Source organism: Mesorhizobium sp. XAP4 (genome assembly GCF_029269325.1).
In the GTDB taxonomy this organism is placed as follows: domain Bacteria; phylum Pseudomonadota; class Alphaproteobacteria; order Rhizobiales; family Rhizobiaceae; genus Mesorhizobium; species Mesorhizobium ciceri.
Genome location: NZ_JARIXW010000004.1, coordinates 728503 through 745334, shown reverse-complemented (window position 1 = coordinate 745334; position 16832 = coordinate 728503). Strand labels below are relative to the sequence as shown.

General features: G+C 60.6%; 15 protein-coding genes and 1 pseudogene. 8 read left to right on the top strand and 8 right to left on the bottom strand.

The window, feature by feature from the left end:
* Nucleotides 1-85 precede the first annotated feature (85 nt).
* Nucleotides 86-544 (bottom strand): PaaI family thioesterase, encoded by a 459-nt coding sequence (locus P3C39_RS21045; protein WP_013530371.1) that lies wholly within the window; start codon nt 542-544, stop codon nt 86-88.
* 140 nt (nt 545-684) lie between these two features.
* Entirely contained in the window at nt 685-1974 is a 1290-nt protein-coding gene (locus tag P3C39_RS21040) for an RsmB/NOP family class I SAM-dependent RNA methyltransferase (RefSeq protein WP_275953924.1), read from the bottom strand.
* Between the two features lie 182 nt (nt 1975-2156).
* Here P3C39_RS21040 and P3C39_RS21035 point away from each other — a divergent pair, with 182 nt between their 5' ends.
* On the top strand, nt 2157-2834 hold the full coding sequence (locus P3C39_RS21035; protein ID WP_013530368.1) for an MIP family channel protein: 678 nt from the start codon (nt 2157-2159) through the stop codon (nt 2832-2834).
* A 229-nt stretch (nt 2835-3063) separates the two neighbouring features.
* Here the strand turns inward: P3C39_RS21035 and P3C39_RS21030 are convergent, their stop codons facing one another.
* Both P3C39_RS21030 and P3C39_RS21025 read right to left on the bottom strand, forming a co-directional pair.
* Complete coding sequence (locus tag P3C39_RS21030) at nt 3064-3786, bottom strand: GntR family transcriptional regulator (protein ID WP_063172756.1); 723 nt, start codon at nt 3784-3786, stop codon at nt 3064-3066.
* A gap of 143 nt (nt 3787-3929) precedes the next feature.
* The gene (locus P3C39_RS21025; RefSeq protein WP_063172757.1) at nt 3930-4664 is read right to left on the bottom strand and encodes an aspartate/glutamate racemase family protein; all 735 of its coding nucleotides are present in this window, start codon (nt 4662-4664) and stop codon (nt 3930-3932) included.
* Between the two features lie 331 nt (nt 4665-4995).
* Between P3C39_RS21025 and P3C39_RS21020 the strand changes: the two genes are divergently transcribed.
* From P3C39_RS21020 to P3C39_RS20995, 7 genes and pseudogenes are all read left to right on the top strand, one after another.
* Nucleotides 4996-6132 carry an extracellular solute-binding protein gene (locus P3C39_RS21020; protein ID WP_275953925.1) on the top strand — a complete coding sequence of 379 codons (1137 nt, stop codon included), beginning with the start codon at nt 4996-4998 and terminating at the stop codon, nt 6130-6132.
* A 74-nt stretch (nt 6133-6206) separates the two neighbouring features.
* Nucleotides 6207-6425, top strand: a pseudogene (locus P3C39_RS32935) (ATP-binding cassette domain-containing protein); the annotation flags it as partial.
* A 19-nt stretch (nt 6426-6444) separates the two neighbouring features.
* Nucleotides 6445-7323 (top strand): ABC transporter ATP-binding protein, encoded by an 879-nt coding sequence (locus P3C39_RS21015; protein ID WP_346016450.1) that lies wholly within the window; start codon nt 6445-6447, stop codon nt 7321-7323.
* Nucleotides 7320-8339, top strand: coding sequence for an ABC transporter permease (locus P3C39_RS21010; RefSeq protein WP_275953926.1), 1020 nt, complete (start codon nt 7320-7322; stop codon nt 8337-8339). The genes P3C39_RS21015 and P3C39_RS21010 overlap by 4 nt, the downstream gene beginning before the upstream one ends.
* Nucleotides 8336-9160 (top strand): ABC transporter permease, encoded by an 825-nt coding sequence (locus tag P3C39_RS21005; protein WP_275953927.1) that lies wholly within the window; start codon nt 8336-8338, stop codon nt 9158-9160. Before P3C39_RS21010 ends, P3C39_RS21005 begins: the two co-directional genes overlap by 4 nt.
* 33 nt (nt 9161-9193) lie before the next feature.
* On the top strand, nt 9194-10081 hold the full coding sequence (locus tag P3C39_RS21000) for an ABC transporter substrate-binding protein (RefSeq protein WP_275953928.1): 888 nt from the start codon (nt 9194-9196) through the stop codon (nt 10079-10081).
* 33 nt (nt 10082-10114) lie between these two features.
* Nucleotides 10115-11521, top strand: a complete 1407-nt coding sequence (locus tag P3C39_RS20995; RefSeq protein ID WP_275953929.1) for a Xaa-Pro peptidase family protein — start codon at nt 10115-10117, stop codon at nt 11519-11521.
* A gap of 199 nt (nt 11522-11720) precedes the next feature.
* Here P3C39_RS20995 and P3C39_RS20990 read toward each other — a convergent pair whose 3' ends face one another.
* The 4 genes from P3C39_RS20990 to P3C39_RS20975 form a co-directional block, all read right to left on the bottom strand.
* Nucleotides 11721-12824, bottom strand: coding sequence for a calcium:proton antiporter (locus P3C39_RS20990; RefSeq protein WP_275953930.1), 1104 nt, complete (start codon nt 12822-12824; stop codon nt 11721-11723).
* Between the two features lie 69 nt (nt 12825-12893).
* On the bottom strand, nt 12894-14666 hold the full coding sequence (locus tag P3C39_RS20985) for an AMP-binding protein (RefSeq protein ID WP_275953931.1): 1773 nt from the start codon (nt 14664-14666) through the stop codon (nt 12894-12896).
* Between the two features lie 331 nt (nt 14667-14997).
* Nucleotides 14998-15696 (bottom strand): ATP phosphoribosyltransferase, encoded by a 699-nt coding sequence (hisG, locus tag P3C39_RS20980; protein WP_275953932.1) that lies wholly within the window; start codon nt 15694-15696, stop codon nt 14998-15000.
* Nucleotides 15693-16814 carry an ATP phosphoribosyltransferase regulatory subunit gene (locus P3C39_RS20975; RefSeq protein WP_275953933.1) on the bottom strand — a complete coding sequence of 374 codons (1122 nt, stop codon included), beginning with the start codon at nt 16812-16814 and terminating at the stop codon, nt 15693-15695. Before P3C39_RS20975 ends, hisG begins: the two co-directional genes overlap by 4 nt.
* Nucleotides 16815-16832: the final 18 nt, after the last annotated feature.

Below are 16832 nucleotides of genomic sequence, written 5' to 3'. Positions count from 1 at the left end.
ACCCGCTGCCTCCGGCAGCTCCCGGCGTCCGTGGCCTTTCATCGTGCCACCGGCACGATGAATTCGCCTGCGGCGAACCGGCCACTCACCCTTCTATGCCATCACGCCCGACCACCGTCATCATCGTTCCGGTCATGGTGGCGATCAGCTTGGCCTCGCCGTCGGCGGCAAAGGCGTAGGCCTGGCCGTCGGCAACGATGATGGTGCGGCCTGGCTTGGTCACCGAGCCGCGGAACAGGAAGCGCTCGCCCCTGCCCGGCGCCAGCAGGTTGACCTTGAACTCGATGGTCAGCACGCCGGAATTTTCCGGCATCAGCGAAAAGGCGGCATAGCCGCAGGCCGAGTCCAGCGCCGTCGAAATGACGCCGGCATGGAGGAAGCCGTGCTGTTGGGTGAGTGCCGCCGAATAAGGCATCTCGATCTCGATGATGCCGGGCGTCACCAGCGTCAGTTCGGCGCCGATCGTGGCCATCGCCTTCTGGCGCGCGAAGGAGGTCCTGACGCGATCCTCATAGTCCGGGGCGGGTACGATCTTTGCTGCCATGGCCGCTGCCTTCCTTTATGCGGATAAGCTTATTGCAGAGGCATGGACGGCAGGCAAATGCTTTTGCTGCACTGCACAATCGACCTGGCCTGCCGGCCGGCGCAACGCATCCGCCAGGAATAGGCGACATCCGATCGGATTCAGGCCGACCTGCGCAATGCACAGAAGTAAAACCCGTCGGTGCCGCTCAGCGCCGGCGACAGCGAGATGTCGCCTTTGGCGCCGATACGCGCGGCTGCCTCATGGCCGGGAAAACGGCTGTCCCAGAGCTGGCGGTGGTCGACGGGAACAAAGCCGCTGTTACGGTCCCGAAAGGCCGCGATCTGCTCGCCATTCTCCTCATTAAACACCGAGCAGGTGATGTAGACCAGCAGGCCGCCCGGTTTGACATAGGCTTTGGCCGCATCGAGGATCGCCGACTGTTCGCCCTTGCGGGTATCGAGCTGCCTCTGCGTCAGCCGCCATTTGGCGTCGGGGCGGCGCCGCCAGGTGCCGCTGCCGGTGCAGGGCGCGTCGACCAGCACGATGTCCATGTGGTTGCCGAGCGGCGCGAGTTCCGTGGGCTTGGTGACCACCTGCACATTGCGGTTTTCCGAACGACGGATGCGGTCGAAGATCGGCGCCAGCCGTGCTTTCTCCGCATCATGGGCAAAGATCTGGCCACGATTTTCCATCGAAGCCGACAGTGCCAGCGTCTTGCCGCCGGCGCCGGCGCAGAAATCCAGCACCTGCATGCCGGCTTCGGCCCCGGCAAGGGCGGCCGCGATCTGCGAGCCTTCGTCCTGGACCTCGAACCAGCCCTTCTGGAAGGCCGGTTCGGCCTGCACATTCGGGTGCCGGCCATCGCCGTCGATCGGCGGAATGCGGATGCCGTGCGGGGCGATTGCCGCGGGTTTCGCGCCGGTTCCCGTCAGTTCGGCCAGCACCTTGTCGCGGTTGGCCTGCAAGGTGTTGACCCTGAGGTCGAGCGGCGGGCGCGTTGCCAGCGCGGCGCCCTCGTCGGCCCAGCTCGAGCCGAAGGCTCGCTCGAAAAGCGGCGCGCACCAGTCGGGAACATCCGCCCGCACCGCGTCCGGCGCATCGGCGAGCCGACCGTCGGCGATGGCCTGAAGCTCGGCGGCGGTCAGCAGCGGCGGTGCGAACTTGTCACCATCCAGCGCCTCGTTGAGCGACTGGGCCGTCTGCCCCCATTCGAGCAGCAGGGCGCCGAAGCCAATGGCGCGCGGCGTGTCCTGCCCCAGCAGCCAGCCCGCGGAACGCTTGTGGCGCAAGGCGTCATAGACGATGTTGCCGATGGCCGCACGGTCGCCGCCGCCGGCGAAGCGATGCGACAGGCCCCAATCCTTCAGCGCGTCCGCCACCGGCCGGTGGCGCCGGCCGATGTCTTCCAGCACTTCGATGGCCGCAGCCAGCCTTCCGCCCAGTCGCATTGTCTTGTTCCGTCACGCAGAAAATTATTCCGGCCCTGCTCTAGAGCGCGCAACCGGCGCGCACAAGCAGGTCGGCCGGCACAACCGCTCTGCTTTCCAACTTTTCTGGTTGCGAATACTCTTCCGATTGTGATTCGCGGCGCGAAAAGGTGGAACCGGCGGATCGACACGAGGAGAGGGCAATGAAGACTTATCTGGCGGAAGTTCTAGGCACATTTCTATTGGTGTTCATCGGTACGGCTTCTGTGGTGACGGGCGGCTTCGGCGGCGCGCTGCCGCTTGGCCAGGAAGGCATCGGTCTGGCGTTCGGCATCGGCCTCATCGCCGCGGCCTATGCGATCGGCCCCATTTCGGGCGCGCATCTCAATCCGGCGGTGACGCTCGGCGTCTTCCTTGCCGGCCGGCTGCCGGCCAAGGACGTCATCCCCTACTGGATCGCGCAGGTCATCGGCGGCGTCCTTGCTTCACTGGCGTTGTGGATCATCGTCTCCGGCCAGGTTGGCGGACACACCACCGGTTTCGGCGCCAATGGCTGGGATGTGACGAAATGGGGTGTCAGTTCGGCCTTCCTGTGGGAAGTGATCGGCACCTTCACCTTCGTCACCGTGATCCTTGGCGTCACGGCCGAAAAGCACTCGACGGCGTTCGCCGGACTGGTCATCGGCCTGACGCTGGCAGGGCTGCACTTCGCCATCATCCCGGTGACCGGCACGTCGCTCAACCCGGCCCGCTCGATCGGTCCGGCACTGTTTTCGGGAACTGCGGCGATCGGCCAGCTCTGGCTGTTCATCGTGGCACCATTGATCGGCGGCGCCATTGCCGGCGTCGTCGCCAAGGCGCGCATCTTCGAGAAGGACTGAGCTTTTTTGGAAGGCTGAATATGCGAAGGCGCGGGCCATGGCCCGCGCCTTCGCGATTGGCACGATAGACGCGGTAAGTCTTCTATTCCCGATGACGACTTAAATAGGCTCGGCCCTAGACGGCAGCTTCACGCCTCATGTCGGTCCTGGAACTGAATTTTGCGGCGCCCGAGAACGGACATCGCCTGCGGTCGCGGTTGCGCCAAATAGGACAGGCTGAGGAGCCAAACTATCTCCCCGTCGGCACTGTTTGCAGCATTTCCGAGAGGCTTCGCTCCTGCTGGCCTGTGAACGCAAGGTCCAGGCCGGAAAGCAGATCGACAAGGTGACTTCTCATCAAGTCTGCCGCGGCCTTGGCGTCATGGCGTTCTATGGCGTCAACAAGGGCGTGATGGGCATGGCTTTCGCAGGTTGTGTCCCGACGCTTCCAATAAAGGGCTATAATCAGAGAAGATCTCGATAAGAGATCCTTGACAAAACCCGCAAGGGTGGCGTGCCCAGCGATGTCGGCGATCGCGAGGTGGAACCTCGCGGACAGAACGATCGCTTCGCCGTCCTGATTGGCATGCAGGGCTTCGTGCTCCATGGTCAGATGGTGCCGCAATTGCTTGATGGCCGCCGGCTTTGCCACTTCAGCGGCAAGCGCGGCCACCTTTGGCTCTATAAGCGCGCGAGCTTCGAATACCTCTCGTGCTTCCTGTTTTGTCGGCTGGGCGACAAAAGCACCACGGTTCGGCTCCAGACGAACAAGCCGATCATGAGAAAGGGCCTGCAATGCCTGACGAACCAAGGCCCGGCTTACGGAATAAATCGACGAGAGCTCGTCCTCGGGAAGCTTCGTCCCAGGGGGGATACGATGGCTGATGATCGCTTCGCTTAGTGCTCGGTATACCGGGCTCCAGCGCGCGAGTTGCGCATCCCCAGATTGTTGACCTTGATTTGGTGACTTCATGCTCGGTTGGCGATCTCTCAGATTTTGTCTGGCTATCATGAGTGAGTGCAAAAATCCACAATCATGGCCTGGGATGTGCACAATTCATGCGTAGCACGTAAGATCTTGCATGCCGAAATACCAGTTCTTCCACCACGCCCGAGCTAGCCGACCGGAGAGAAAGGAGAAAACATCCCGGCGAACGATTTGGGCCGAGGTCGTTGATATCCGCCTTGCACGGCCGTCAATAGGCCCAGATGGACAAGACCTTCGCAAAGCCGCACAGCGCAAGATACACCTTCGAGAACCGGAACGCCCACCTGGTGGGTAAGCGCCAGAGCAAGGTCGGCCATTCCTGCGCAGCCCAAGATGATCGCCTCGGCCCCGTCCTCGTCAATCGACCGCTTGATTTCCTTCGCAATGCGATCGTGCGCGTTGGAATTCGGACGCTCCAGCTCCAGGACAGGAACATCACACGCCCGGACGCCCGTACAACGGACCGATAGTCCATACCGGATGAGGTTCTGTTCGATCGAGGGAATGGACTGCCGGAGTGTGGTTACAACTCCAAAGCGCCCGGCAATCAGGCTGGCCATGTGGAATGCGGCCTCGCCAATCCCCAGCACCGGTGCTCTGGTCGTGCACCGCGCCGCATCGAGCCCGGTATCGTCGAAGCATCCAATGATCACCGCATCGGCGGTGCCGCGATGACGAATAATCTCGCCGATGAGGCCGGGAACGGCAAAGGCCTGATCATAATAACCCTCGATACTTGGTGGCCCATCTTGCGGGTTGACGGTCACGATCGTCGTCGACACGCTCGCCGCCCGTCGCGCCGCTATATCGATCGTTGCCGTCATCGAGGCTGTCGTGTTCGGATTGATGATGAGAATTTTCATTGTGCCTTCGAGGGAAACTTGGATGCGTCGGAAGGTGCGGCCGGAAAGGGAAAATCGAATACAATCTCATGCTAGATTGTAAACAATTGTACCGCCTGTCAAGCGAGTTGCCTGATTGGGATCGCTTTTTGGGCTATTTCCCTACCCGGAGCCCTCTTCACCGGCCTACGTTTCGTTATCAGTAGATCACGCCTTTTCTCGATTGTGGAAAAAGATTGTTGACGTGAGTGGAAAATTTTGTTCACAATGTTCGATACGATCCAGACTCCAACGAGATCGCTTCAACCAAAAGAGGGTAACAATGAACAGAGATCCTGTCGCAAACTCAACTATGGCCACCCTGCTGGCCGCGAACCAGGTGAGCCGACGCACCGTATTGAACGGGATTGTCGCCGCGGGAGCCACCGCATTGGCCTCGCCCCTCTTCATTCGCGGAGCAAGGGCATCGTCCGGTCAGGTGAATGTGCTCGGTTGGGCCGAGGAGTTGCCCGACTCGGTCACCAAGAAGTTCACGGCCGCAACCGGCATCGAGATCAAAATCACGCCGTTCTCGTCCAACGAGGAGCAGATGAACAAGCTCATGGCGACCGAGGGTGAGGGTTTCGATCTATGCCAACCCACGGTCGATCGGGCTGCGCAGTTCAAGGATCTTGGGGTATTGGCGCCGATCGACCCAAACAAGATCCCCATCGACGATATCTTGCCGGCCGTAATGCAGGGAATGAAAGCCTGGCAGTCTGCGGAAGGACTTTTCAGCTTGCCGCATTGCTGGGGCACGGAAGCCATCGGTTGGCGTAGCGACCTGACGAAGCTCGACTACAAGACGCTGAGCTACGGTACCCTGTGGCGGGAAGAATATGTCGGCAAAGTGCAAGGCAAGCCGGACACGCTGCTGCTTGGAATTGGCCTTTGGTTCGATGCATCGGGAAAGCTGCCGTCAAATCGTATGCTCGACAGCTACAAAGACGAGCCGACGATGAGGAAGATTTTCGATGAAATTCTGAAGTTTGCCGTCGCTCACAAAGCGCAGATCAAGCAGTTTTTCGACACGTCCGACTTGGTCAAGTCCGGTTTCATGGAGAATGGATGCGTCATCGGCCAAGTGTGGGACGGGCCGGCACTTTCATTGAAGAAGGAAGGCAAGCCAATTCAGTACATGGCTCCGCAGGAAGGGGCTCAATCCTGGATAGACGGGCTGTCCGTGGTCGCCGCGTCCAAAAATGTTGAACAGGCCTACGAGTTTCTCAAATTCCTTTATACGCCCGAGGTCTCGGCCATGGTGGCGGAGGGTTCCGGCTATAATGGTGTCATGAAGGGAGCTGATGCTTTTCTTTCGGCCGAAACCAAGAAGAGTTTTGCCGAGGCCTATCCTGAAGATGCCTTGTCGAAACTTTGGAGCCGCCCGGAAGAGCCCGGCTGGTATGGGGCGGCGCGCAACGAGTACGCCGAAAAGTTCAAGGCAGCCTAGCAACCAAGGGCGGGTTGATCGGCCCGGGGCGGGCCGGCAACCTGACTACAGCTAGACTCAAAAGCAGAGGGACTGTGTTGCACATTTCTGGCGTGTCCGATGCCGCACCGGGACGAGGATCTGTCGAGTTGTCGGAACTGGAGGTCCGGTTCGGCGATTTCGTGGCAGTCCACCGCACAAATCTGAAAATTGAATCCGGCGAGTTCTTCAGTTTCCTCGGGCCTTCGGGATGTGGAAAAACCACCCTGCTGCGAACCATTTCGGGTTTCATGGAGCCGACCGTCGGACAGATCAAGATCGGGGGGGGTGGACATGAAAGGCGGCGGTCCCAACAAGCGGCCGACCGCATTGATCTTTCAGAATCTGGCCTTGTTTCCTTTGATGACGGTCGCCGACAACATCGGTTATGGCCTACGTGTTCGCGGTGTTCCCCGGCCGACACGAGATGCCGCCGTCGAGCGCCTGCTCGATCTCGTTTCCTTGCCTGGCCAGGGCAAGAAAATGATTGCCGAGTTGTCGGGAGGGCAGAAGCAGCGTGTGGCTATCGCACGAGCTCTTGCGGTGGAACCGTCGGTCCTCTTGCTGGACGAGCCGCTTTCGGCACTGGATCTGAAACTGCGTCAGCACATGCGGGCAGAACTGCGAGCGATCCAGCAGCGGATCGGCATAACCTTCATCTACATAACGCACGATCAAGGCGAAGCGTTGGCCATGTCGGATCGCATCGCCGTCATGAATGCCGGTCGCATCGAACAAGTCGGAACGGCCAGATCTGTTTATTGCGACCCGAAGACCCCTTTCGTCGCGTCGTTCGTGGGCGAGAACAATGTGATCCACGGGCGGGTCAAAAAAGTGTCGGGCGCCGAGGCAGTGATAGCGACGCCACTGGGGAATCTTGCGGGTCGAACCACGGGAACACTGCGGCAAGGAGATCAGGCCGCGTTCTTCATTCGGCCGGAGACTCTGAGGTTGCAAGACTCAGCATGTGATTTCAGTTTCTCGGGGGAGGTCACCGAGGTGTCCTACGAAGGAAGCACCTCGCAAATAGTGCTTAGAACGGACGCTGGCCAGCGCATGCTGGCGCGCGCGACCACGAGCAGGACATTTGCGCCTGTCGCGGGCGAACGGATCCATGTCGGCCTCGATCGGGCTGATGGGATAATCATGGCTGCCGACGGGAGCGGCTCATGAGGAGCCAGGTCGTCCTGTATGTGATTTTTCTGCTGCCGCTGACTACGGTGGTCCTGCTGATCCTGGGCAGCAGCCGGTACGACCGCCGGTCGGGCACGGTGCGGGGCCAGGGATTCCTGGAGCGAAACGGCGCCATTGTCGCCACCTACCTGGTCCTTGCCACTTTCATATGGATATTCGTCACCATTATTTTTCCCCAGATTGCCATGGTGGATTTGTCTTTCCGCCCAAATCTGCCGCCCAGGCAGGCCGGCGGCCCGGATGATCATTATACTTTGGATAACTATCGGTATTTCTTGTTCGGGCCGCCAGGCAGCACCGATTTGTTCAATTTTCTACACCTTAACGCCTATGTCGCGACTATTGTCGCGAGCGTTTGCATAACCATATTCAATTTTTTACTCTGTTATCCGATTGCATATTTCATGGCGCAGTCCGCGTATCCGCGCACGCTTCGCCGCCTCATTGCTTTTTTGATATTGCCATATTGGGTGAACGAGGTTTTGCGCGTATTCGCGATACGCCTGCTGCTGTCCAATTCCGGCATCGTCAACAACGTCCTGATCGGCACCGGTATTTTGACGGAGCCGGTGGATTTCATCGGCAACAATGTCGGTCTGTATTGGGGCCTCAGCTATTCCTGCATCCTGGTGATGGTGTTCACGCTCTACAATGCGCTGGAGAGCCTGGAGAAGAGCCAGATAGAGGCTGCCAGGGATCTGGGCGCGCCGTGGTGGCATGTTCACGCATTCGTCGCCATGCCGCATGCGAAGCCTGGAATTGCGTCCGGCTGCTCGCTGACATTCATGTTCTGCGTCGGATCACTGGCGGCACCGCTCGTGCTCGGCGGCCCACGGACCTTGTGGTTCACTCCCGTCATCTACAACCGGTTCTATCAGGCCCTGAACTGGCCTCAAGGTGCCGCCTACGCGTTCATTCTCCTGGTGAGCTGCGTGATTTTCGTCCTGGTGACCCTGCGGCTGTTCAGGCTGAGACTAGGGCAGATCGCGCGATGAAAGCCGAACCGATGCATCGCGTAGCTTTCCGCATCTACCTGGGATTGTTCATGCTGCTGCTCTTGTCGCCGCTGGCGGTCATGGGCCTCTCGGCCTTCAACACTCCGAGCTATCCGCAAGCCTGGCCGATCGAGGGTTTTACCTTGGCTTGGTTCCGCAAGCTCACGACCAGCAGCGATCTGCTGGAAGGGTTGCGCAACAGCATCATCATCGCCGTCGCCGTCACGGCTCTGTCAGTGCCTATCGGTCTCGCGGCGGCGATCGTCATGAATCAGCTCCAGGCGAGATTCCGATCGATCTACTACCTCGTCGTTATTTCCCCAATGCTGACGCCCGGGATCATTACCGGGGTTGCCACCGTGGTCTTCTGGCGGGAGATCACCCGTCAGGCCGGGCTAAGCTATCTCTATAACGGGCTGCTCCTCAGCGTCATCGCGCAGACCACCTTCATCTCCAGCCTGTGCATGCTGATTGTTCTCGCTCGACTGCAGCGCTTTGACCGAAGCCAAGAGGAAGCCGCCCTGGATCTCGGTGCAACTCCACTGCAGATTTTCTTTGGCATCACACTGCCGTTCCTTCGTCCGGCACTTGCCTCATCGGCCGTGCTCGCGCTGTTGTCTTCGGTGGAGGAATTCAACGCCACGACATTCACCATCCTGGCCGACAAAACGCTCACGACCGTACTGGCCGGCCGCATACGCGTGGGCTTGACTCCAGAAATCAGTGCGTTGGCCGTGGTGATTGTCGCGCTGACCCAGCTCATTGCCGTTGGTTACGAAATCGCCAGCCGACGCGTCGAGGCAACCAGTTCGCGCCGATAGCTGCTGACACACAGAACCCCAAGGAGTTCCAGAATGAAGACCATTCGCCTGATCGCGGAAGAACACCTCACATATGTTCCTCACCACGTTGCCGAGCATCTGGGTCTGTTCGAACGTCAGGGGCTTGCGATCGAGGTAAACTACGATTCCGGTCCGGGCGGTTCGTGGCTTGCCGATGTGTTGGCCGAGGGCAAGGCAGACATCGCGCGGGGCGGCGTGTGGATTCCGTTGATGTATCGCGGCAGGCTGGAAGAGTTGCGCATCTTCACCCAACTCTGCGGATTCAACACTCAAGTACTGATCGCGCGCGAGCCATATCTCAATTTCCAATGGAGCGATCTTTACGAGAAGAAAGTCCTTCTTCCCGCCGGCTCGACGAGTCAGTGGATGTTTTTAAAAGGTGTGCTGCGCGAAAGTGGTATCGATCTCAGCCGTATTCAGTTCATCCGCGACCTCGATGAAGCCACCACAACCCGGCTATGGCGGGGTGGCTTTACCGATTTCTATCTGACCTATTCGCCGCTTGCCGACGCGCTTCTCATGGAGGGGTTCCACCTGGCCGCAGACCTATCGGTGGTTGCCGGGGAGGTGCCTTGGAGCGTTTACTACACGACCCCCCGGTTCCTGGCAGGAAACAGGACGGAACTGACCAGTTTCGTTCGTGCGCTATCCGAAGCCAGCGAGTGGATCGGCGCCCATACGCCGGAGGAAATCGCGAACCTGATCTCTCCTGATTTTCAAACCATACCGATCCCCGTTTTAACCGCAGCAGTGCAGCGAATGCGCTCACACCAAACTTGGTCCGCCGATATGTCGGTGAGGCGCGAACCGTTCATGCGCTATCAGGGTATGATTGCCGCGTACGGGCTCATCGATGCGCCGGTCGCCTACAACGACATCATCGACACCATCAGCATCTGATGCTGTTTCACGTGCCAAGCGTCTGAGGGATCGATGGGACATTATGCATTTTCAAACAGGACAGAAAAGCTGCTCGAGGGGTTCGAGCCGAGTTTCGATTTCATACCCGTCGATCCCTTGCCTGAAGCTGAATTCGTCGACCGGTTGCGACGCATCCGGCGTGCGGCGGTCGTTGGTGAGTATGACGCGCTCATCGTCCATACCGACGATGTCGGCTGGTATCACACCTCGAACTCGTATTTGCGCTACATCTGCGATTGGTCGCGCGAAGGCCTTCTGATCATTCCGACCGATATCGACAAGGGCCTGCAGCTCGTATCCTTCTTCAGTGACTCGGTCGTGCTTCCGCCGGCTGGAGAACCTCTGCTGGTAGACAAGATATGGCAGGTCGGCTGCTGGGGCCGCGAATATGCGGACAGGCCAGGGGTGCCGATTCAGAAGGCAGTGACCTCGGTTCGCGACATCCTGGCCAAGATGGGACTGGATAGTGGACGAATTGGGCTGATCGGCGACCACACATCCGCGCCTTACTGGGCAAAACTGGGCGCCGCATGTCCCGATGTCGAGTTCTCAGCCGAGAACGGCATTGTCGACCGAATGCAGCGTGTTCGATCCCCCAGGGAGATCGAACTGTTTCGCGCAGCAGGGCAACTCATCGATATCGGCATCCAGGCCGCGTATCATGTCATCCGGCCCGGGGTGACAGACTACGAAATCTATGCCGCCTTTACCTTTGCGCAGTTGTCTCGAGGGGGAGAGACGGGCGACGGCTATCAGATTGGTATCAACCCGTTTGGCACCCACTGCGGGCGACCTTACGGACATATTGTGGCTCCAGGCGATCTGATAAATCTTTACGTTTCAAATGTCACGTATCGAGGCTACTTCGCGCAATCCTCCCGGATGATTGCCGTTGGCAAGATCAGCGCCAAGCAGGAGGAGGTCCTGGAGATGTGCGCGGAAGGCGTTCGACGCGCCACCGCTATGGCTCGCCCTGGTGTTCTGTTGCGCGATATCAACGAGGCCTCGTTCTCCCCATTCATAGAACTCGGATATCTCCCTGACGCAGAGGCTAGAACGATGCCCTTCAACTGGGAGTCGATGCCAGACGGGTCGGCAAGGGAGATCCTGCGGCAGTATGTTCCGGATGCTGACTGGGAACGTCAGGGTCGTCGCCTGGACCATATCTATCCGGCGCAAAGGGGGCCGCACAACCCCAACCTAGGTCACGAGGTTTCTATGCCAGGCATGCCTCTTTACAACATATCTTCGAACAATTTTGATCGCTTGGAACCGGGAATGGTCTTTGTGTTGCACTCGCAGTGGCTAGAGCCCTCGGTCGCAGGTGCCAACCTGGGGGATTGCTTCGTCGTCACATCGACCGGCGTGGAGAATCTAACCCGATACACTCCGGTTGAAACGCACAGAGTCTCCGTTTGAGATATGGGACCGGGATTGCCCTCAGGTCGATGGTTGTTCCCCTGAAGCTGACAGCGTATGCGAAAGCCTCCGATTTTTCGGGCCTCCCTAGGATAGACGTTCTCGCCGCCGCGGATGACCATGTCCTTGACCCGGCCGACGTCGGCCATTGCCCAGCCGCAGCGCGAGCCAGCCCTCAAGCGCCAACCTGGGCCAGAGTTCATGGCACAAATATAAGAAATACATATGTAAGAAATACCACGATATGGACAGCACCCGTCAAGAATGTTGTTCTTTCAGTACTAAAGCTCACATTGCATATGAAGAGCGCTAAAATCAAAAGCACTGTGTCAGTCGCTGGAAGCCCCAGGGTTAACCCTCTGCCCGTCAGCAGGCTGGCGGCTGCGACCGCCGGTATTGTCAAACCGATTGTGGCGCAAGCGGAACCCATCGCGACATTCAAACCGCGTTGCAGCTCATTGTTGAGTGAAGCGCGAACCGCCGAAATGGCCTCCGGCATCAACACCAGCCCGGCGATCATTGCCCCCACAATGCTGTCAGCCTGGGTCACCTGGTAGGCAACGAGCGTATCTTCGACGCTTGCCGCGACCTGCTCGGCGAGCATGACAATGCCGATCAGGCCGATCAAAAGCAGCAATGCGCCGGCAAAGACGCTTTCGTGCGGAGCAGTCCGCAGCGAAACGCCGTGGGCCTGCCCTTCGACAAAGTCTTCCCGGTGGCGGACAGTCTGCGCGAACACAAAACTTGCATAAAGCAGCACCGAAAGCACGCTCACAAAGCCAAGTTGAGCTGCCGAAAATGTGCCCGGCCCCGTAGCTTGTGTGTAGGTCGGCAGAATAAGCGTCATGATGGTCAGCGCGATCAGAACCGCCAAATATGCGCTGGTCCCTTGTCGAACAATTGCCTGCTTGCGATGGCGCCAGCCGCCAAGCGCGAGACACGTGCCGACGACGCCGGTAGATGCAATCATCACCGTTGAAAAGACGGACTCACGTGCAAGCGTAGGGTTGTTCTCTCCATGCAGCATCATGGAAACGATGATCGACACCTCGATTGCCGTCACGGCAAAAGTCAGCACCAATGTGCCGTAGGGCTCTCCTACACGCCGAGCCACCGCCTCGGCGTGGTCGAGCACCACGAAAATGGTGGTGAACATGATCGCACTCGAAAGCGCTCCGACGAGTATCCTGACGCCCAGCGAACCTTCGTCCGCCGACAGCCCGCCTGCCCTGACGGCGACAGCCATGACCAAGGCGGCCAGCGGCATCGCATATGAAGTCACCGAACGTCCGAAACCGCTCATGCAAGCCCCTGCGCGCTGCTGCGAACCGTGGCTGCATTCGCGCACCGACAGATCGAAGCGTTCACCCGTTCACGCCGTCTTCTGCGTCACCAAGCCCAGTTCCTCCACCATCGCCTCGCGCATCAGGAACTTCTGCGGCTTGCCGGTCACCGTCATCGGCAATTCGGTGCGGAAGCGGATGTGGCGGGGGATCTTGTAATGGGCGATCTGGCCGGCGCAGAAGTTTCTGACCTCCTGCTCGGTGGCGATCTGGCCGGGCTTGAGCACGATCCAGGCGCACAGCTCCTCGCCATATTTGGCGTCGGGAATACCGAACACCTGCACCTCCTTGACCTTTGGATGGCGGTAGAGGAATTCCTCGACCTCCCTGGGATAGACGTTCTCGCCGCCGCGGATGACCATGTCCTTGACCCGACCGACGATGTTGCAATAGCCCCCGGCGTCGATGGTGGCGAGGTCGCCGGTGTGCATCCAGCCGTCGGCGTCGATCGCCTCGCGGGTCTTGTCGTCGTCGTCCCAGTAACCCTTCATCACCGAATAGCCGCGCGTGCAAAGCTCACCCGGTACGCCGACCGCAACTGTAGCGCCATCGGCATCGACCGCCTTGACCTCGACATGGGGGTGGATGCGCCCGACGGTCGAGACGCGCTTTTCCAGGGGGTCGTCGACGCCGCTCTGGAACGACACCGGGCTGGTCTCGGTCATGCCGTAGGCGATGGTCACCTGTTCCATATGCATCAGCGACACCACCTTTTTCATCACCTCGATCGGGCATGGCGAACCGGCCATGATGCCGGTGCGCAGGCTGGAGAGATCGAAGGCGGAAAAATCCGGATGATCCAGCAGAGCAACGAACATGGTCGGTACGCCATAGAGCCCGGTGCAGCGTTCCTGAGCCACCGCCTTCAGCGTGGCGCCGGCGTCGAACCCTTCTCCCGGGAAAACCATGGTGGCGCCTTTCGAGACGCAACCCATCGTGCCCATCGACATGCCGAAGCAGTGGTAGAGCGGCACCGGTATGCAGAGCCGGTCGTCGGCGGTCAGCTTGATCGCCGAAGTGACGAAGTTGCCGTTGTTGACGATGTTGCCGTGGGTCAGCGTCGCGCCCTTGGGGGCTCCCGTGGTGCCTGAGGTGAACTGGATGTTGATGGCTTCGCCCGGCTTCAGCTTCTCCGAGATGCGGTCGAGGCTGTCATGCTCGTCACGCCCGGCCATGGCCAGCACATCACCGAAATTGAACATGCCGGGCGAGTTCTCGTCACCCATGCGGATGACGATCTTCAACGCCGGCAGTTTTTGTGCCTTGAGCTTGCCCGGCGTGGCCTTGGCGATCTCGGGTGCCAGCGTCTCGATCATGCCGAGATAATCTGACGTCTTGAACCTGGCAGCGGTGACCAGCGCCTTGCAGCCGACCTTGTTCAGCGCATAGTCGAGCTCGGTCAACCGGTAGGCCGGGTTGATGTTGACCAGGATCAGGCCGATGCGGGCGGTGGCGAACTGCGTCACCAGCCATTCCCAGCGGTTGGGCGACCAGATGCCGACGCGATCGCCCTTTGCCAAGCCCAGTGCCAGGAAGCCGGCGGCCAGCGCATCCACCGTGTCCGAAAGTTCACTCCAGGTGAAGCGCTTGTCCTGGTCGACGAAGACGGCGGCGTCGAGCGTGCCGTATTTGCTGACCGTGTCGGAAAACAGCGCGGGGATGGTCTTGTCGAGCAGCGGCACGCTGCGTTCGCCAGAGACATGCGCCCTACCATCGACGGGTGCGACGAAGACACCGCCCGCTCGCGCTCCGCGTCCGCGCAGATTGCTGGCATTCTTCAGCTCGTCGAGATTGACCGGCATCGCTCTCTCCTCCCGGGATTGGCCGAGCCTATCAGCCTGAGGGGGTGGTGAAAATCCCGCCGATAGTCGTGGCAGGGCAACGATCCGGCCCACGACGCTTCGGGGCCTTCGTTGGTTGATGAACATCAAACGCAAAAACCCGCCTGGGCGGCGGTCACTGGCGCAAATCAGCACCATGGGCAAAAATGTAGCATAGCTGCCCTCACCAGTCAAGGAAATAATTCCTATACAGGAAGGCCCCGGCGCAAGGCTACCGACACCGCGGGACGGCCGCCGTGAGGGTTTTCAAGCCGGTTCGGAGCCCTGAGGGGCAGCGGGCGAAGGCCCGCCGCTATCCGACCGCAGTCGCCATCTTCGCCGCGATGTCGCGCAGGACCGCTTCATCGGCCGCCGCCCGTGTCTTCCTGGACGCCACGAGACAAGCCTGCGAGCGCAGGACGAGGCCATCGCCCAGCACCTTGAGATGATTGGCGCGCAGCGTCGAGCCGGTGGTTGTGATGTCGACGATGACATCGGCCAGACCCGCCGCCGGCGCACCTTCGGTGGCCCCCAGGCTCTCGACGATGCGGTAGACCTGGATGCCGTGCTTCTGCGAGAAGAATTGCTGGGTCAGCCGCCAGTATTTGGTGGCGATGCGCAGCCGCCGGCCATGGCGCTGGCGAAAATCGGCGGCGACGTCGTCGAGGTCGGCCATGCTGTCGACGTCGAGCCAGATGTCCGGCACGGCAACCACCACATCGGCATGGCCGAAGCCGAGACGGGCGACGATTTCGGCGCGGCTCTCCCAGTCGGCAAGGTTTTCACGCACCAGGTCCTCGCCGGTGATGCCGAGATCGACGGCACCCTGGCCGATCTCGCCTGATATTTCGGAAGCCGACAGGAACACCACTTCGACGTCGTCCAGGCCCTCGACGCGGGCGTGGTATTTGCGCTCGTCGCCGGGCAGGCTGACGGCCAACCCGGCTTTGGCCAGCACGTCCAGCGCCTGCTCTTTCAGGCGGCCTTTCGACGGGATCGCCAGCGTGATCATGGCGCCGTCTCCCGCAATGCCTCGATGCGGTCGAGCCAGACGGAAAAGCCGACGCCGGGGATCGGCGTCTTGGCGCCAAGCAAGGTCAGCAGCCGGTCATAGCGGCCGCCGCCGACCAGCGGCCGGTCGCCATTGTCCGCCGCGATTTCGAAAACCAGGCCGGTGTAGTAGTCGAGCGGGCGGCCGAACGCGGCGTCGTAGCGGATTTTATCGGCCGGCAAGCCATGCGCTTCGATCGCCTTGGCGCGGGCAGCGAACTTTTCCAGCGCGACATCGAGCGACAGCCCTGCGCCGGTGGCGAAGGTCTCCAGTGCCTGGGCCGCACCATTAAGCGGAACGTCGATCGCCAGAAAATCCTTCAGCGCGGAAAACGCCTCGCTCGACAGCCGAACGCTGCGCAATTCGGCTTTCTCGATCAGCCGCCGGGCAATGTCGGACGGCGAGCGTCCGGCGGACGCCGACAGGCCGGCCTCTTCCATGCCGCTGGCGATATGGGCGGAAAGACCGTCCAGATCACCGTCGAGGACCAGAGCGGCGACCGGACCTGAGAGCTGGCTGTTGCGCGGCGGGTTGGCGAGATCGGCGAGTGCCGCCTCAAGCATCGGCGCCGAGCCGAAAGCGCGGGCAAGACGCATGCGCCAGCCGCGCGGCAGCCCAAGGGCGGCCAGCACCGCCTCGAAAATGGTCTGGTCGCCAAGCGTGATCGCCAATGCCTGGCCAGGCAGCACCAGCGACAGCAGCGCATGCGCGTCGGCCACCGAGCGGGCATCCGCTTGCGCGGTATCGCGGTCGCCGAGATCCTCGATGCCGGCCTGGAAGAACTCGTTGCCGCCTTCGCGGCGCTGGCGAAACACCTCGCCCAGATAGGAATAACGGCGCGGCGTGCCGGCCTGCGAGCTGATGTGGTCGAGACAGACCGGGATGGTGAATTCCGGCCGCAGGCACAATGTCTGGCCGGTCTCGCTTTCGGTCAGGAAAATCCGGCGGCGCAGATCCTCGCCGGCCATGTCGAGGAACGGGTCCGCCGGCTGCAATATGGCGACCTCGACCGCATGCGTGTTGCGCGTGGCGAAAAGGTTGGTGATGTCGGTGGAGATGGCGGGGGTGCGGGAGGTCAACTTGCTGACCTCAGTGCT

Excerpts from the sequence above, each read along its gene's own strand:
- P3C39_RS21025 (WP_063172757.1), bottom strand. The coding sequence starts at position 4,664 with ATGAAAATTCTCATCATCAATCCGAACACGACAGCCTCGATGACGGCA.
- P3C39_RS20995 (WP_275953929.1), top strand. The coding sequence starts at position 10,115 with ATGGGACATTATGCATTTTCAAACAGGACAGAAAAGCTGCTCGAGGGG.
- P3C39_RS21040 (WP_275953924.1), bottom strand. The coding sequence starts at position 1,974 with ATGCGACTGGGCGGAAGGCTGGCTGCGGCCATCGAAGTGCTGGAAGAC.
- P3C39_RS21000 (WP_275953928.1), top strand. The coding sequence starts at position 9,194 with ATGAAGACCATTCGCCTGATCGCGGAAGAACACCTCACATATGTTCCT.
- P3C39_RS21020 (WP_275953925.1), top strand. The coding sequence starts at position 4,996 with ATGGCCACCCTGCTGGCCGCGAACCAGGTGAGCCGACGCACCGTATTG.
- P3C39_RS21005 (WP_275953927.1), top strand. The coding sequence starts at position 8,336 with ATGAAAGCCGAACCGATGCATCGCGTAGCTTTCCGCATCTACCTGGGA.
- P3C39_RS21045 (WP_013530371.1), bottom strand. The coding sequence starts at position 544 with ATGGCAGCAAAGATCGTACCCGCCCCGGACTATGAGGATCGCGTCAGG.
- P3C39_RS20990 (WP_275953930.1), bottom strand. The coding sequence starts at position 12,824 with ATGAGCGGTTTCGGACGTTCGGTGACTTCATATGCGATGCCGCTGGCC.
- P3C39_RS20985 (WP_275953931.1), bottom strand. The coding sequence starts at position 14,666 with ATGCCGGTCAATCTCGACGAGCTGAAGAATGCCAGCAATCTGCGCGGA.
- P3C39_RS21035 (WP_013530368.1), top strand. The coding sequence starts at position 2,157 with ATGAAGACTTATCTGGCGGAAGTTCTAGGCACATTTCTATTGGTGTTC.
- P3C39_RS21010 (WP_275953926.1), top strand. The coding sequence starts at position 7,320 with ATGAGGAGCCAGGTCGTCCTGTATGTGATTTTTCTGCTGCCGCTGACT.
- P3C39_RS21015 (WP_346016450.1), top strand. The coding sequence starts at position 6,445 with ATGAAAGGCGGCGGTCCCAACAAGCGGCCGACCGCATTGATCTTTCAG.
- P3C39_RS21030 (WP_063172756.1), bottom strand. The coding sequence starts at position 3,786 with ATGAAGTCACCAAATCAAGGTCAACAATCTGGGGATGCGCAACTCGCG.
- hisG (WP_275953932.1), bottom strand. The coding sequence starts at position 15,696 with ATGATCACGCTGGCGATCCCGTCGAAAGGCCGCCTGAAAGAGCAGGCG.